Source organism: Neisseria sp. KEM232 (assembly GCF_002237445.1).
Classification (GTDB): Bacteria; Pseudomonadota; Gammaproteobacteria; order Burkholderiales; family Neisseriaceae; genus Neisseria.
This window is the reverse complement of record NZ_CP022527.1, coordinates 2,299,441-2,315,499: the sequence shown is the minus strand read 5'-3', so window position 1 is coordinate 2,315,499 and position 16,059 is coordinate 2,299,441. Positions and strand designations below refer to the sequence as shown.

Genomic DNA, 16,059 nt, shown 5'->3' with positions numbered 1-16,059 from the left:
CGCTATAATTTTTTAAAGGCGGCGCCCGAGGCCGTCTGAAAATAGGAACGGACAACCATGAAGCAGAAAATTATCGATCAGGCGCGGCTGAACGGCGCGCAGGTTACTGCGCTGCGCGAGCAGGTGCTCGACATCGTGTTGGAACAGGAAGGCGTTATCAAAGCCTATCAGGTGCTCTCGGCCATGCAGAAGGCCAGCAGCAGCCCCGTCGCCCCGCCCACGGCCTACCGCGCCCTCGATTTCTGGGTGGAGCAGGGCGTTTTGCACAAAATCGCGGCAGTAAACGGCTATGTGCTGTGCAGCCACGCCCGCCACAACTGCCGCGAGCACGGCCATGAAGAACAAAACGGCCACAGCCACAGCGCCTTTATCCTGGTCTGCACCGAGTGCGGAGCGGTGGACGAACAAACGCTCAGCCGCCAGTGGGCGGATTTGCAGCGTGCTTTGGGCGAAAGCGGTTTCGAGCTGACCGAAGAACATTTGGTATTGACGGGAGTGTGCGCAAAATGTCATTGAAAAAAACCAAAATCCATCTGATTTCCGGCTTTCTCGGCACGGGCAAAACCACCGCCCTCAAAAGCCTGATGGCGCAAAAAAATCCCGACGAAAAATGGGTGATACTGGTTAACGAGTTCGGCGAAATCGGCATCGACGGCGCGGTTTTGAGCGACGAAGGCATCCCCGTGGCCGAAATCGCCGGAGGCTGCCTGTGCTGCGCCGCCGGCCCGCAGATGGGCAGCGCGCTGGCCAAACTGCTGCGCAACGAGCCCGACCGCGTGATGATCGAAGCCAGCGGCCTCGCCCATGCCGCCAGCGTGATCGATGAACTCAAAGCCGCTCCGTTTGCGCCGCAAATCGACATCGCCGCCGTGTTTACCGTTGTCGACCCGCGCCAGTTCGTCAACCCCGATTACGCCAACCAGGCTCTCTATAAAGACCAGGTCAGCGTGTGCGACATCCTGATTGCCAGCAAAACCGACCTCTGCACCGCAGAAGAGCTGGCCGTCTTCCGCGACAAAGCGGGCAAACTCTTCCCGCCCAAGGCCAAAGTGGCCGAAGTGCAGAACGCGCAGCTCGACATCGCCTGGCTCGACATCCCCGTAATCGAAAAACCGCGCTACCGTCTGAAAAGCGAATCGCTGCCCGACAACACCATGGGCTTCCAGTCGCAAGGCTACACCTTCCCCGCAGGCCGCGATTTCGACGGCGAACGGCTCACCGCCTTCTTCGACGAGCTGCCCAAACTCACCGAAGGGCTGGTGCGCGCCAAAGGCGTGTTCCAAGTGCTCGGCACATGGGTGTGGCTCAACTGGGTGGACGGAAAATGGGGTGCCAACCAAGTCGCCTGGCGGCGCGACAGCCGCTTCGAGCTGATTGCCAAATCTTTCGACGCCGATCTGATTGAAAAACGGCTGAACGACGCTTTGGAGAAATAAACACGGTAAAGGCCGTCTGAAAAGGCCGTCTGAAAACAGAAAAACCGAATCCTTCGGCTTTCAGACGGCCTCAAAGCAGATGCCGAAAGGAGAAAAGCATGGACGAACAACAGAACGGTACGCCCGAAGAGTGCGCCGCCAAAGCCGAGATGATGCGGGCGCAGACGGCGCTCACCGAGGCGGAAACCCGTTTGATCGAGGCGCAAACCCGACTGGAAAAAGTCCGCGCCGACAGCAGAGCCATGATTGCCGCCACCGTCGGCGTGCTGCTGGCGATACTGTTCGGCTTGGTTTTTGTTTTGTTGATGGCACGCGGCTGATGCCGTATGCCGCCGAGCGTAAAAAACCGCTTTCAGACGGCCTCAACGCCGTTTGCAGGCATTCTTTTAGTCAGGCCGTCTGAAACCCCGAATCCGTTTTCAGACGGCCTTCCAACCTTTCCCCGTTTCATATAAGGAGCCCCCATGTCCCAACAATACGTCTATTCCATGCTGCGCGTGAGCAAGGTTGTGCCGCCGCAGAAAACCATCATCAAAGACATTTCCCTGTCATTTTTCCCCGGCGCGAAAATCGGTTTGCTCGGCTTGAACGGCGCGGGCAAGTCCACCGTGTTGCGCATTATGGCGGGTGTGGACACCGAATTTGAAGGCGAAGCCGTGCCGATGGGCGGCATCAAAATCGGCTATCTGCCGCAAGAGCCCGAGCTTGACCCCGAAAAAACCGTGCGCGAGGAAGTGGAAAGCGGCTTGGGCGAAGTGGCCGCCGCGCAAAAACGCCTGGAAGAAGTGTATGCCGAATACGCCAACCCCGATGCCGATTTTGACGCGCTGGCGGAAGAGCAAGGCCGCTTGGAAGCGATTATCGCGGCGGGTTCGTCCACCGGCGGCGGCGCGGAACACGAATTGGAAATCGCCGCCGATGCGCTGCGCCTGCCGGAATGGGATGCCAAAATCGGCAATTTGTCCGGCGGTGAAAAACGCCGCGTCGCTTTGTGCAAACTCTTGTTGAGCAAGCCTGACATGCTGCTGCTGGACGAGCCGACCAACCACTTGGATGCGGAATCGGTCGAATGGCTGGAACAATTTCTCGTGCGCTTCCCCGGCACCGTTGTCGCCGTCACCCACGACCGCTATTTCCTCGACAATGCCGCCGAATGGATTTTGGAACTCGACCGCGGCCACGGCATTCCGTGGAAAGGCAATTACTCTTCGTGGCTGGAGCAAAAAGAAAAACGCTTGGAAAACGAAGCCAAATCCGAAGCCGCCCGCGTCAAAGCCATGAAGCAGGAATTGGAATGGGTGCGCCAGAATGCCAAAGGCCGCCAAGCCAAGTCCAAAGCCCGCTTGGCGCGTTTCGAGGAAATGAGCAACTACGAATACCAAAAACGCAATGAAACGCAGGAAATCTTCATTCCCGTCGCCGAACGTTTGGGTAACGAAGTGATTGAATTTGTAAACGTTTCCAAATCGTTTGGCGATAAAGTGCTGATTGACGATTTGAGCTTCAAAGTGCCTGCGGGTGCGATTGTCGGCATCATCGGCCCGAACGGCGCGGGTAAATCGACGCTGTTTAAAATGATTTCGGGCAAAGAGCAGCCTGATTCCGGCGAAGTGAAAATTGGGCAAACCGTGAAAATGAGCCTGATTGACCAAAGCCGCGAAGGTTTGCAAAACGATAAAACTGTGTTCGACAACATTGCCGAAGGCCGCGACATTTTGCAGGTCGGACAGTTTGAAATTCCTGCCCGCCAATATTTGGGACGCTTCAATTTCAAAGGCAGCGACCAAAGCAAAATCGCCGGCAACCTTTCAGGCGGTGAACGTGGACGTTTGCACTTGGCGAAAACCTTGTTGAGCGGCGGCAATGTGTTACTGCTGGACGAACCGTCCAACGACCTCGACGTGGAAACCCTGCGCGCGTTGGAAGACGCATTGCTCGAATTCGCCGGCAGCGTAATGGTGATTTCGCACGACCGCTGGTTCCTCGACCGCATTGCCACACATATCTTGGCTTGCGAAGGCGATTCGAAATGGGTTTTCTTCGACGGCAACTATCAGGAATACGAAGCCGATAAAAAACGTCGTTTGGGCGAAGAGGGAGCGAAACCGAAACGGATTCGCTACAAGCCTGTAACGCGGTGATAGGGTAGGGAAAGGCCGTCTGAAAGTTTTAACGTCGTCGAAACTTCGTTTTCAGACGGCCTTTTGCCGATAAAATTCCCGCCGCCCTTGTCTTCGGCAACAATTGCCGCTAGAATGCCGCGCTTTGCTGCCCAAGCGGCATGCAGGGTCTGTAGCTCAGGGGTTAGAGCAGGGGACTCATAATCCCTTGGTCGTGGGTTCGATCCCCACCGGACCCACCAACTCAAAAAAGCCAAAGCCAAGTTTGCCGACTTGGCTTTTGTTTTGCCCCGTATTTAGTATTGAGGCCGTCTGAAAACTGCCGATCCCGCCGCCAATCAAACTCTCCGCTGCGCTTCAAGCGCGGGCAGTTGGCAGAACCGCATTTCGCCGATGTCCTGTCAAAGTCGCCGCAGCGGCGCAAACCCCACCCTAACGGGGACACGGCAATCCGCTAAGTTTCAGACGGCCTCAAGCCGCGCAAACCCGTTTCCCGACTTTTTTCCAAACAATTCCGAAACCATGTTTCTTGCCACGCCGCCTTTTGCCCCTTCCGTCGTCCGCGCCCTCAATGCGCTGGGCATGCTGACGCGCGGGGATTTGCGGCGGACGGGAGCGGCACAGGCTTTTTTGCTGCTGAAAGCGGCGGGTTGCACGGTGACGCGCAGCGTGCTGTGGCAGCTGGCGGCGGAATGCGCGGGCACGGACGCGCGCGCGTTGACGGAGGCGGACAAGGCCGCGCTGTGGGAGGAGGTGAAACGCCGCCCGCCCGCCGCCCTGCCGCCCGATGCCGCAGAGGCCGAAGGCTTTATGCGGCAGGCGTTGCGGCAGGCGCAAACGGCGGCGGCGTTGGGGGAAGTGCCGGTGGGGGCGGTGGTGGTGCGCGGCGGCGAGGTGCTGGCGGCGGCACACAACCGCTGTCTGGCCGACTGCGATGTCAGCGCGCACGCGGAAATCCGTGCGCTCTCGGCGGCGGGGCGGCGGCTCGGCAGTATGCGGCTGGACGGCTGCGATGTGTATGTGACGCTCGAGCCGTGCGCGATGTGCGCTTCCGCCCTGTTGCAGGCGCGGGTGGCGAGGGTGGTGTTCGGCGCGGCCGAGCCCAAAAGCGGCGCGGCGGGCAGTGTGTGCGATTTGTTTGCCGATGGCCGTCTGAACAGCCATACGGCGGTGTTCGGCGGCATTCTGGCCGACGAGAGCCGCGCCCTGCTGCGGGCTTTTTTCCGCGAACGGCGGCAGAAGGGCGGCGTTTGACGGTACAATCCGCCCGTTTAAAAAGGCCGTCTGAAAGGAATCATATGAAAACCGTTTTGCTGTTGCTGGCCGCATCTGCCGTTTTGTCCGCCTGCGCCGCGTCGTGGCAGGGTGTGGCGGGCGGATCCCCGTCGTGTTCCGAGCCTTTGGGCGGAATTGAGGGTAACAAATACCGCGCGGGCGGCAGCGCTTACTGCGCGCAGCAGTTTGCCCGCGATGCCCGCCGCCCTTCTGATCTTTCCCGTCATTAATCCGTTAAAAAGAAAGGTATCCCGCCATGAAACCCGCAACCGCTCTCGCCCTGATTCTCGCCGCCGCCGTGCTGTCGGCCTGTGCCAAAAAAAACGGCAAAACCACCGACGCGCCGCCGCCCGCCGTCGGTATGGCCAATCCCGCTTCCGTGTTCTGCGTCGAACGCGGCGGCAAACTCGAGCCGCGCAAGGACGCAGAGGGCAACGAATACGCCATGTGCCACCTGCCCGACGGCAGTGTGGTGGAAGAGTGGGAATATTTCCGCAAACACAGCAAGCGTTAAGTTTCCATATCAAACCCAAAAGGCCGTCTGAAAGCCCGGTTGTGTGCTTTCAGACGGCCTTTCGCTGCCTCGGTATAATGCAGGCCGTCTGAAAAACAAAAAATCTCCGCCACGCCATGCAAGACCATTTCGACATTCCGCTGTTTCTCAAAAACCTGCCGCTGCTACCCGGCGTGTACCGCTTTTTCGACCGCTCGGGCAACGTGCTGTATGTCGGCAAAGCCGTCAACCTGAAGCGGCGCGTGTCTGGCTATTTCCAAAAAAACGACCATTCCCCGCGCATCGCATTGATGGTGAAACAGGTTCATCATATCGAAACCACCGTTACCCGCTCCGAAGCCGAAGCCCTGATTCTCGAAAACAACTTCATCAAAGCCCTGTCGCCCAAATACAATATCCTCTTCCGCGACGACAAAAGCTACCCCTATCTCATGCTCAGCGGCCACGCCTTTCCGCAGATGGCCTACTATCGCGGCACGCTCAAAAAGCCCAACCAATACTTCGGCCCCTATCCCAACAGCAACGCCGTGCGCGACAGCATCCAAGTCCTGCAAAAAGTCTTCATGCTGCGTACCTGCGAAGACAGCGTGTTCGAACACCGCGACCGCCCTTGCCTGCTGTACCAAATCAAACGCTGCACCGCACCCTGCGTCGGACACATCAGTGAAGAAGACTACCGCGACAGCGTGCGCCAAGCCGCCACTTTCCTTAACGGTAAAACCGACGAACTGACCCGCACCCTGCAACACAAAATGCAGACCGCCGCCGCCAACCTGCAATTTGAAGAAGCCGCCCGCTACCGCGACCAAATCCAAGCACTCGGCATCATGCAAAGCAACCAGTTCATCGACAGCAAAAACCCGAACAACCCCAACGACATCGACCTGCTCGCGCTTGCCGTTTCAGACGGCCTCGTCTGCGTACACTGGGTCAGCATACGCGGCGGGCGACACGTCGGCGACAAAAGCTTCTTCCCCGACACCAAAAACGACCCCGAACCAAACGGGCAAGATTACGCCGAAGCCTTCGTTGCCCAGCACTATCTGGGCAAAAGCAAACCCGACATCATCATCAGCAACTTCCCCGTCCCCGACGCATTGAAAGAAGCCTTAGAGGGCGAACACGGCAAACAAGTGCAGTTCGTGACCAAAACCATAGGCGAACGCAAAGTCTGGCTGAAAATGGCGGAACAAAACGCACAAATGGCAATAGCCCAACGCCGCCTGCAACAAAGCAGCCAGCAACACCGCATCGACGAGTTGGCAAAAATCCTGAACATGAATTCAGACGACCTCAACCGCCTAGAATGCTTCGACATCAGCCACACCCAAGGCGAAGCCACCATCGCCTCCTGCGTCGTGTACGACGAACAAAACATCCAACCCTCGCAATACCGCCGCTACAACATCACCACCGCCAAACCCGGCGACGACTACGCTGCCATGCGCGAAGTCCTCACCCGTCGCTACGGCAAAATGCAGGAAGCCGAAGCCAACGGCGAGGCCGTCAAATGGCCCGATGTCGTATTGATTGACGGCGGCAAAGGACAAATCGGCATCGCCGTATCCGTATGGGAAGAACTCGGGCTGCACATCCCTTTGGTCGGCATCGCCAAAGGCCCCGAACGCAAAGCCGGCATGGAAGAACTCATCCTCCCGTTCACCGGCGAAACCTTCCGCCTGCCTCCGCACAGCCCCGCCCTGCACCTTCTGCAAACCGTGCGCGACGAATCGCACCGTTTCGCCATCACGGGCCACCGCAAAAAACGCGACAAAGCCCGTGTTACCTCTTCCCTCAGCGACATCCCCGGCGTGGGCGGCAAACGCCGCCAAGCCCTGCTTACCCGCTTTGGAGGCCTGCGCGGCGTCGCCGCCGCCAGCAAAGAAGACCTCGCACAAGTCGAAGGCATCAGCAAAGCCCTAGCCGAAAAGATTTACGAGCACCTGCATTGAGGCCGTCTGAAAAAAACCGTAGGTCGGATACTTGTATCCGACACCCTGGCCAACAGACAGCCTACGGAGGTTTCAGACGGCCTTTGCATTTATTCAGAGGCAGCTTGGACTGAAAACCCAACATTTTCACTGCGTCGTTTCGGTTTCAGACGGCCTCTGCCGTTTGGCAAACGGCTGTCGGATTCGGTAATCCGACCTGCGAAATTGAGAAATCCTATGGTGAATGATGAAATGTTAAAAACGGCCGAAGAGCTGATAGACAATCTCGAAGTCGACCGTGCTTTGCCGCTGGTTCAATCGCTGATCCGTTCGGGTGTGGCAGAAGCCTACGGCATGCTGGCCTATATCTATGATTACAAGCGGCAAAATTTCGGCAGCCCCGACAAGCAGACCGTAGAAGAAGCCTATGGAAAATATTACGAAGCATTGGAAAACGATTTCCGTCGCGGTAATCTGCCCTCTGGCATGAAGCTGGCCGGCGCATTGAGATTCCATACGGCCAACCATATTGCCCGAGACGATAAAAAAGCCCTGCTTATCTATCAAAAGTGTGCGTCGGCAGGATGGGACGAAGCCGTTATCACGCTGGCGGAAATCTATAAAACAGGCGATTTAGGCACCGAAGCCGATTTGGGCAAATGCACCGCTTTGTTGGCATCTGCTGCCGAAAAGGGCAATGCCCAAGCCATGCACGAACTGGGTATTCTGCTGCTGCAAGACCATCGCGATCAGGCGCTGGATTGGATAAACAAAGCGGCGCAAAAAGGATATTGGCAGGCGGTGGAATATATCCGATCGGTGCATCAAGCCTTGTAGGCCGGATATCCGTATCCGACACTTTGCCGCAACGGGCGGCCTCGGCAGTTTCAGACGGCCTCAGAGGCCGTCTGAAAGCGAAAATCCCACCGCGAGCCAAACTCCCTCTCCTGCGCTTCAAGCGCGGGGGAGGATTGGGGTGGGGGTGGCAGTTCGCAGAACTGCATTTGCGCCGATGTCCTGCAAAAGTTACCGCAGCGGCGTCCTCACGCTAGCTCTCTCCCCGCAGGGCAGGAGAAGGAACTCTTCTGTCCGATAGGTTTCAGACGGCCTTAGAGGCCGTCTGAAAGTGTGTCGGGCAAACAGAAAGCAGAAAGGCCGTCTGAAAACCCCAAGCGGGTGTTCAGACGGCCTTTTGTCTGCGGCAGAGGGCGGCTGGATCAGGCTTTGTCTGCCTCTTCGAAACCTTCGACTTCCAGGCCGAAGCCGTTGAGGCTGTTCATCGACGAGGGTTTGCCCATGACGCGCATTTTTTTTACGCCGAGGGCGGCGAGGATTTGCGCGCCGATGCCGTAGGTTTTCCTATCCCATTTTTTGATTTGGCGGTCGGTTTTCGGCAGGGTGCGTTCGAGCAGGGCGGCGCCGTCTTCGGTACGGTGCAGGAGGATGGCGACACCGCTGTCAGCCTGTTGCAGGCGCTCGAGTGCGGCGGGCAGCGGCCAGGAGTGGCCGGGGTCGGTGTGCAGGAAGTCCATGGCGCCGAAGGGTTCGTGCACGCGCACGAGGGTTTCGCGTTCGGGGGAGATTTCGCCTTTGACGAGGGCGAGGTGGGTTTCACCGGTGAGTTTGTCGACGTAAACGTGCTGGCGGAACGCGCCCCAGGGGGTGTGTATTTCGTTGTCGCCCATGTCTTCGAGCAGGCTTTCGGTGCGGCTGCGGTATTCGATGAGGTCGGCGATGGTGCCGATTTTGATGTTGTGTTCGGCGGCGAATGTTTTCAACTCGGGCATGCGCGCCATGGTGCCGTCGTCGTTGAGGATTTCGCAGATGACGCCGGCAGGGATGAGGCCGCACATTTGCGCGAGGTCGACGGCGGCTTCGGTGTGGCCGGCGCGCACGAGCACGCCGCCTTTTTGCGCGCGCAGGGGGAAGATGTGGCCGGGCTGGACGATGTCGGGGGGCGCTACTTCGGGGGATACGGCGGTGCGGATGGTGTGGGCGCGGTCGGCGGCGGAGATGCCGGTGGAGATGCCTTCGGCCGCTTCGATGGAAACGGTGAAGTTGGTGCCGTATTGCGCGCCGTTTTTCTGCGTCATCTGCGGCAGGTTGAGGCGGTCGACGAGGCGGTCGGCCATGGGCAGGCAGACGAGGCCGCGTGCGTGTTTGATCATGAAGTTGACGGCTTCGGGGGTGACGAATTGGGCGGCCATGACGAGGTCGCCTTCGTTTTCGCGGTCTTCGGCGTCGGTGATGATGACCATTTTGCCGGCCTGGATGTCGGCGAGGATTTCGGGAATGGGGGAAACGGCGGTCATGGCGTTCTTTCTTGTGTGGGTGCAAAAGCGGCGGATTGTATGCGCGGGGCGGGGGAAAGGCAAATCATGCGTTTGGCGGTAAAAGGGAGGCCGTCTGAAAGTGTTTTCAGACGGCCTTATGCTGTTTTTGCGTTTTTATTTCTGCGTTTCTTTCAGCTCGCGGCGCAGGATTTTGCCGACGTTGGATTTGGGCAGCTCGTCGCGGAATTCGATGTCTTTGGGCACTTTGTAGCCGGTTAGCTCGGTGCGGCAGAAGGCGGTGAGTTCTTCTTTGGTGAGGCTGGGGTCTTTTTTTACGACGAACACTTTGAGGGCTTCGCCGGTTTTGTCGTTGGGCACGCCGATGCAGGCGACTTCCATCACTTTGTCGTGGTGGGCGATGACTTCTTCGATTTCGTTGGGGTAAACGTTGAAGCCGGAGACGACGATGAGGTCTTTTTTGCGGTCGACCAGTTTGAACCAGCCTTTTTCGTCCATTACGGCGATGTCGCCGGTTTCGAGAAAGCCGCGCTCATCAATGGCTTTGGCGGTTTCTTCGGGGCGGTTCCAATAGCCCTGCATCACCTGCGGGCCGCGTATCCACATTTCGCCCGGCTGTCCCACGCCGACTTCTTTGCCCTCGGCATCGCGCAATTCGATTTCGGTGGAGGGGACGGGCAGGCCGATGCCGCCGCTGTATGCTTCGATATTTAGGGGGTTGCAGCACACGCCGGGGCTGGCTTCGGTGAGGCCGTAGGCTTCGACGATGGGCGTGCCGGTGATTTTTTTCCATTTTTCGGCCACGGCTTTTTGCGTGGCCATGCCGCCGCCGAGGGTGAGGCGCAGGTTGGAAAAATCAACTTCGGCAAATTCGGCCTGGTTGGTAAGGCCGTTAAACAGGGTGTTGACGCCGATAAAGACGCTGATGCGTTCTTTTTTCATGTCGCCGATAAAGCGTTTCATGTCGCGCGGGTTGGTAATCAGGATGATACGCGAACCGGCGTTGGTGAAAATCATCAGGTTCACCGTGAGCGCGAAAATATGGTAGAGCGGCAGGGCGGCGATAACGGTTTCTTCGCCTTGGCGCAGTTGGTTTTTAATCCATTCGGCCGCCTGCATCATATTGGCGCAGATGTTGCCGTGGCTTAACACCGCGCCTTTGGCCACGCCGGTGGTGCCGCCGGTGTATTGCAGAAAGGCGGTGTCTTCGCGTTTGATGTCGGTTTTTTGAAACGGCTGCGCCGCGCCCTGTTTTAAGGCCGTCTGAAAGCCGACAGCACCGTCAATGCGGTATTCGGGCACCATTTTTTTAATGTGCCGCAGCACGAAATTAATCAGACGGCCTTTGATGGCGCCGAGCAGGTCGCCGACACTGGCAACGATGACGTGTTTGATTTGGGTTTTCGGCAAAACCGATGCGAGCGTGTCGGCGAAGTTTTCCAACACGACAATCACGCTGGCGCCGCTGTCTTTGAGCTGGTGTTCGAGTTCGCGCGGTGTGTAAAGCGGATTGGTGTTGACCACCACCATACCGGCCTGCAAGGCGCCAAACAGGGCAACCGGGTATTGCAGCAGGTTGGGCATCATGATGGCGACGCGTTCGCCGCGCGGCAGTTTCAATACGTTTTGCAGATAGGAGGCGAAATCGGTAATCAGCTTGGCGGTTTCGGCGTAGGTGAGCGTTTTGCCCATGTTTTGGAAGGCGGGTCGGTTGGCGAATTTTTCCGCGCTTTGGTTGAAAACGTCGGTAATCGATTGGTAGCGCGTGATGTCGATTTCGGCATTGACGCCTTTTTCGTAGCTGCTCAGCCAGAGTTTTTCCATATGTATGTCTTTCTTGGTTGGAGGCCGTCTGAAAACCCGTTTCAGACGGCCTTTGAATTATCAGGTTATGTCCTAAGACCGTCATTCCCGCCCGCGCGGGAATGACGTTGCTTGGGGAACTTGGTTTTTCAGACGGCCTCTTGCCTTGTAAAAACTGATGGCCAACACGCTCTTAATGTCTTCAAGTGAGGCCGTCTGAAATGCCTACGCGGCCACAATCACGGGCTTGTCGGTGGACACAATCACGCCGCCGCCGAGGCAGACATCGCCGTCGTAAAGTACGGCGGATTGGCCGGGCGTAACCGCCCATTGTGCTTCGTCGAATATCAGTTCGGCGGTGTCATCGTCCAAATAGCGCAATTCGCAGGCGGCATCGGCCATGCGGTAACGGGTTTTGCAGGTGTAGCGGCCGGGCGCGGGGCGTTCGGGCAGCGTGAAACTCAAATCGTTCATCACGAGGCTGTTTGTATAAAGCAGCGGATGGTCGTGCCCCTGCACCACGATCAGCTCGTTGCGCGGCAGGTTTTTGCCGACCACAAACCACGGCTCGCCCGCGCCGCCGATGCCCAAGCCTTTGCGCTGGCCGAGGGTGTAAAAGGTCAGCCCCACATGTTCGCCGACGGTTTTGCCCTCGGGCGTAACCATCGCGCCGTTGTGCGTGGGCAGGTATTGTTGCAGAAATTCGCGGAACGGCCGCTCGCCGATAAAGCAGATGCCGGTACTGTCTTTTTTGGCGGCGGTGGGCAGCGCGTATTCGGCGGCGAGGCGGCGCACTTCGGGCTTTTCCAAGCCGCCGAGCGGGAAAACGGCGCGTTCGAGCTGGTGCGGACGCAGGCGGTAGAGAAAATAGCTTTGGTCTTTGTTGGCATCGAGACCTTTGAGCAGATGATGCACGCCGCCGCGCACTTCTTTACGCGCGTAATGGCCGGTGGCAATCACGTCCGCGCCCTGCTCTATCGCGTAATCGAGAAAACATTTGAACTTGATTTCGGCATTACACAATACGTCGGGATTAGGCGTGCGGCCCGCGCCGTATTCCTGCAAAAAGTAGGCGAACACTTTGTCTTTGTATTGCGCGGCGAAATTGACGATGTCGATGTCGATACCGAGTATGTCGGCCACGGCGATGGCGTCGAAAGAATCTTGTTTGATGCTGCAATATTCGTCGTTGTCGTCGTCTTCCCAGTTTTGCATAAACACGCCGCGCACCTGATGCCCCTGCTGTTTGAGCAGGGCGGCGGTTACGGAGGAATCGACGCCGCCGGAGAGGCCGACGACGATGTTTTGGCTGCTGTGCTGTGTCATAAAATCTTGTTTTGCTGAACGTTGGCGCGTAAAGGCGGCGGATTGTACGTTTTCAGACGGCCTTTGTATAGCTTGATTGGAGCACTTGCTCGGGATGCTTGGAGGCCGTCTGAAAGCATGAAAGGCCGTCTGAAAGCGCAGCTTCAACGAAGCGGAAACGGCTTTCAGACGGCCTTCTTTCTTTAATGGACGGCAATGAATGGCGGACGGCATTTTGCCCATGCTGAGCTTTCAGACGGCCTCTTCGTCTTCTCCGCCGTTTTCCCACAAATCGGGCTGGCGGTTTTCCTGTTCGAGATGCGAGAGGCCGAGGCCGATGAGGCGGCAGCCTTCGGGCGGGTCGGGCATGCGTGCGGACAGGGTGTGCGCGGCGGCGAGGAGGGCGGCAGAATCGGGCAGAGCGGCGGAGTAGGTGAGGGAGCGGGTGAGGATGCGGAAGGAGGCGGTTTTCAGTTTGAGGGTGACGCTGCGGGCGCGGCATTTTTTGCGTTCGGCCTGCGCCCACAGTTCTTCTGCCAGCTGCGGCAGGCAGAGCAGGGCGGCGGAAAGCGGCAGGTCTCGGGCAAGGGTGGTTTCGGTGGAGATTTGCAGGCGTTCGCGGTCGGGTTTGACGGGACGGTTGTCGGTGCCGCGCGCAAGGTCGTAGAGGCGGTAGCCCCATTTGCCGAACAGGTTGGCCAGCTCGCCGCGGCTGAAACGGCGCAGATCGCCTGCGGTGGAGAGGCCGAGGCGGTGCATTTTTTGCAGGGTGACTTTGCCGACGCCGGGGATTTTGCCCAGGGGCAGGGTGGCGAGAAAGGCTTCGCTTTTTTGCGGCGGCAGGGAAAACTGGCCGTCGGGCTTGTTCCAGTCGGAGGCGATTTTGGCGAGGAATTTGTTGGCGGCGATGCCGGCGGAGGCGGTGAGGCCGGTTTCGCTGCGGATATCGGCGCGGATGAGGCGGGCGATGTCACCGGCGTAGGGCAGGTTTTGTTTGTTGCGGGTGACGTCGAGATAGGCTTCGTCGAGGGAGAGGGGTTCGATAAGGTCGGTATGCCGTCTGAAAATGCCGTGTATCTGCTGCGAGACTTGGCGGTAGAGGGGGAAACGCGGCGCAACGAACACGGCCTGCGGGCAGAGGCGGCGGGCGGTGACGGCGGGCATGGCAGAGTGCAGGCCGTATTTGCGCGCTTCGTAGGAGGCGGCGCAGACGACGGAGCGCGCGCCCTCCCAGGCCACGACGACGGGCAGGCCGCGCAGTTCGGGACGCTCGCGCAGCTCTACCGAGGCGTAGAAGGCGTCCATGTCGATGTGGATGATTTTTCGCGGCTGCATGGCGGGGGGGGTGATTGGTCGGGGAAACAGGGAAGGGAGCGTATTTTATGCCCGTATCCGGCCGTCTGAAAGGTGCGCCTGCTGCCGTTTGCGCGGCAAATACCGCGTTCGGACGCGCAAGGTTTGCAAAAGGCATGGTTTGCCGCATAATTCGCGCTTTTTCGCCGCTTCCCGCCCATGAACGCTGTTTCCCACACGGTTTTCCTGCCCGACGAGTCCGCCACCGCCGCTTTGGCGCAGGCGCTGGCCGCCGTATTTTCAGACGGCCTCAGCCCGCCTTTGGTGCTGTGGCTCGAAGGCGGATTGGGTGCGGGCAAAACCTCGTTTGCACGCAGCCTGTTGCGCGCGCTAGGTTTTGCCGGCGCGGTGAAAAGTCCGACCTACGCCATCGCCGAATCCTATCCGCTGCCGCAGTTTCCCCTCCACCATTTCGACCTCTACCGCTTCTCTTCGCCCGAAGAATGGGAAGACGCGGGCTTGGACGATTTGGCATCCGACGGCGCAATCTGCCTCATCGAATGGCCGGATAAGGGCGGCGCATACACGCCGCCGCCCGACATCACCCTCGCACTCGGACACGCCGACGGCGGGCGCAACGCCCGCCTGTATTCCCACACCACCCACGGCAGAAAAAGTTTAGAAGCATGGATAAGAAATTTACCCGCCGCCAAATAATCCGCAGCGCCGCCGCCGGCCTGCTGTTTACCGTCACCCCCGCCGCCTTTGCCAAAGGCGTGCCGCAGTTTGTCGCCGTGCGCATCTGGCCGGCCAGCGCCTACAGCCGCATCACGCTGGAATCCACCGAAAAGCTGCAATACAACTACTTCACCCTCGACAATCCGCGCCGCCTCGTGCTCGATCTCAAAGGCGTGCAGCTCAATTCCGTTTTGCAGGAAATCAACAGCAAAGTCCAGCGCAGCGACCCCTACATCGGCACCATCCGCGTCGGCCAAAACACCGCCGACACCGTGCGCATCGTTATCGACCTGAAAACCGACGTCAACCCGCAGCTCTTCACCCTCGCGCCCGTCGCCAACTTCAAACACCGCCTTGTCGCCGACCTCTACCCCATGCACGCGCAGGACGCCAACGACCCCCTGATGGCGCTGCTCGAAGACTACTCCAACGGCAAAATCAGCAGCAGGGGCACGGGAGCCGACACCCCGCCCGTCAAAAAACCGCCCGAACCGCCCGCCCGCGCCGACAACACCCCGCCGGCCGCGCCCGACCGCAGGCACAGCCGCCAGCCCGTTATCGTGCTCGACCCTGGCCACGGCGGCGAAGACCCGGGCGCCATCGGCAAAAGCGGCCTGCGCGAAAAAGACGTCGTCCTCTCCATCGCCCGCGAAACCAAAAAACGCATGGAAAGCCTCGGCTACAAAGTCCACATGACGCGCAACGAAGACGTCTTCATCCCGCTGGGCGTGCGCGTGGCCAAAGCGCGCAAACTGCGTGCCGACCTCTTCATCTCCATCCACGCCGACGCCTTCACCAGCCCCAGCGCGCGCGGCACCGGCGTGTACACCCTCAGCACCCGCGGCGCCAGCAGCGCGGCCGCCAAATTCCTCGCCCAAACGCAAAACAACGCCGACGCCATCGGCGGCGTGCGCACCGTCGGCAACAAAGACGTCGACAGCGCCATCCTCGACATGACCCAGACCGTTACCAACAAAGACAGCGAAATCCTTGGCAAACGCGTCCTCGTCGAACTGGGCAAATACAACAAGCTGCACAAAGGCAGTCTCGACCAGGCCAACTTCGCCGTTTTGCGCGCACCTGACATCCCCTCCATCCTCGTCGAAACCGCCTTCCTCTCCAACCCCGAAGAAGAGCGCAAACTCAGCGGCATGACCTTCCGCCACCAATGCGCCGACGCCATCACCGCAGGCGTGAAAGCCTACCTCTCCGTCGCCATCCTCGCCCGCAGATAGGCCGTCTGAAAAAAGGCCGTCTGAAAACAGACAAAAGGCCGTCTGAAAAGCCTGTTCCATAGCGGACACGCCTTTCAGACGGCCTCTGCAAACCGGTACGCGCCAAACACGTCAAAAC

At 59.0% G+C, this 16,059-nt stretch carries 15 protein-coding genes and 1 tRNA gene; 12 read left to right on the top strand and 4 right to left on the bottom strand.

Annotation, left to right across the window (positions count from 1 at the left end; translation table 11 throughout):
* The first annotated feature begins 57 nt into the window (after positions 1 to 57).
* From CGZ77_RS11545 to CGZ77_RS11500, 10 genes are all read left to right on the top strand, one after another.
* On the top strand, positions 58 to 516 hold the full coding sequence (locus tag CGZ77_RS11545; RefSeq protein ID WP_009425266.1) for a Fur family transcriptional regulator: 459 nt from the start codon (positions 58 to 60) through the stop codon (positions 514 to 516).
* Complete coding sequence (locus tag CGZ77_RS11540) at positions 507 to 1,436, top strand: GTP-binding protein (protein ID WP_094031191.1); 930 nt, start codon at positions 507 to 509, stop codon at positions 1,434 to 1,436. Before CGZ77_RS11545 ends, CGZ77_RS11540 begins: the two co-directional genes overlap by 10 nt.
* 98 nt (positions 1,437 to 1,534) lie before the next feature.
* On the top strand, positions 1,535 to 1,756 hold the full coding sequence (locus CGZ77_RS11535) for a hypothetical protein (protein WP_009425264.1): 222 nt from the start codon (positions 1,535 to 1,537) through the stop codon (positions 1,754 to 1,756).
* A 144-nt stretch (positions 1,757 to 1,900) separates the two neighbouring features.
* Positions 1,901 to 3,577 (top strand): energy-dependent translational throttle protein EttA, encoded by a 1,677-nt coding sequence (ettA, locus tag CGZ77_RS11530; protein WP_009425262.1) that lies wholly within the window; start codon positions 1,901 to 1,903, stop codon positions 3,575 to 3,577.
* Positions 3,578 to 3,722: 145 nt separating this feature from the next.
* A tRNA-Ile gene (locus tag CGZ77_RS11525) sits at positions 3,723 to 3,798 on the top strand.
* 280 nt (positions 3,799 to 4,078) lie between these two features.
* Positions 4,079 to 4,810, top strand: coding sequence for a tRNA-specific adenosine deaminase (locus CGZ77_RS11520; protein WP_009425261.1), 732 nt, complete (start codon positions 4,079 to 4,081; stop codon positions 4,808 to 4,810).
* Positions 4,811 to 4,854: 44 nt separating this feature from the next.
* Entirely contained in the window at positions 4,855 to 5,061 is a 207-nt protein-coding gene (locus CGZ77_RS11515) for a hypothetical protein (RefSeq protein ID WP_036495523.1), read from the top strand.
* A gap of 26 nt (positions 5,062 to 5,087) precedes the next feature.
* On the top strand, positions 5,088 to 5,345 hold the full coding sequence (locus CGZ77_RS11510) for a DUF333 domain-containing protein (RefSeq protein WP_009425259.1): 258 nt from the start codon (positions 5,088 to 5,090) through the stop codon (positions 5,343 to 5,345).
* A gap of 116 nt (positions 5,346 to 5,461) precedes the next feature.
* On the top strand, positions 5,462 to 7,297 hold the full coding sequence (gene uvrC, locus CGZ77_RS11505) for an excinuclease ABC subunit UvrC (protein ID WP_036495521.1): 1,836 nt from the start codon (positions 5,462 to 5,464) through the stop codon (positions 7,295 to 7,297).
* Positions 7,298 to 7,528: 231 nt separating this feature from the next.
* Entirely contained in the window at positions 7,529 to 8,113 is a 585-nt protein-coding gene (locus CGZ77_RS11500) for a tetratricopeptide repeat protein (protein ID WP_232304369.1), read from the top strand.
* A 380-nt stretch (positions 8,114 to 8,493) separates the two neighbouring features.
* Here the strand turns inward: CGZ77_RS11500 and ribBA are convergent, their stop codons facing one another.
* The 4 genes from ribBA to dinB form a co-directional block, all read right to left on the bottom strand.
* Entirely contained in the window at positions 8,494 to 9,588 is a 1,095-nt protein-coding gene (ribBA, locus tag CGZ77_RS11495; protein WP_009425253.1) for a bifunctional 3,4-dihydroxy-2-butanone-4-phosphate synthase/GTP cyclohydrolase II, read from the bottom strand.
* A 135-nt stretch (positions 9,589 to 9,723) separates the two neighbouring features.
* Positions 9,724 to 11,391, bottom strand: a complete 1,668-nt coding sequence (locus CGZ77_RS11490; RefSeq protein WP_094031190.1) for an AMP-binding protein — start codon at positions 11,389 to 11,391, stop codon at positions 9,724 to 9,726.
* A 204-nt stretch (positions 11,392 to 11,595) separates the two neighbouring features.
* Positions 11,596 to 12,696 (bottom strand): tRNA 2-thiouridine(34) synthase MnmA, encoded by a 1,101-nt coding sequence (mnmA, locus tag CGZ77_RS11485; protein ID WP_094031189.1) that lies wholly within the window; start codon positions 12,694 to 12,696, stop codon positions 11,596 to 11,598.
* Positions 12,697 to 12,927: 231 nt separating this feature from the next.
* Complete coding sequence (gene dinB, locus CGZ77_RS11480; RefSeq protein ID WP_009425250.1) at positions 12,928 to 14,010, bottom strand: DNA polymerase IV; 1,083 nt, start codon at positions 14,008 to 14,010, stop codon at positions 12,928 to 12,930.
* Positions 14,011 to 14,187: 177 nt separating this feature from the next.
* Here dinB and tsaE point away from each other — a divergent pair, with 177 nt between their 5' ends.
* Positions 14,188 to 14,685 carry a tRNA (adenosine(37)-N6)-threonylcarbamoyltransferase complex ATPase subunit type 1 TsaE gene (gene tsaE / locus CGZ77_RS11475; RefSeq protein ID WP_009425248.1) on the top strand — a complete coding sequence of 166 codons (498 nt, stop codon included), beginning with the start codon at positions 14,188 to 14,190 and terminating at the stop codon, positions 14,683 to 14,685.
* Complete coding sequence (locus CGZ77_RS11470) at positions 14,655 to 15,941, top strand: N-acetylmuramoyl-L-alanine amidase (RefSeq protein ID WP_094031188.1); 1,287 nt, start codon at positions 14,655 to 14,657, stop codon at positions 15,939 to 15,941. The genes tsaE and CGZ77_RS11470 overlap by 31 nt, the downstream gene beginning before the upstream one ends.
* The last annotated feature ends 118 nt before the right edge of the window (positions 15,942 to 16,059 follow it).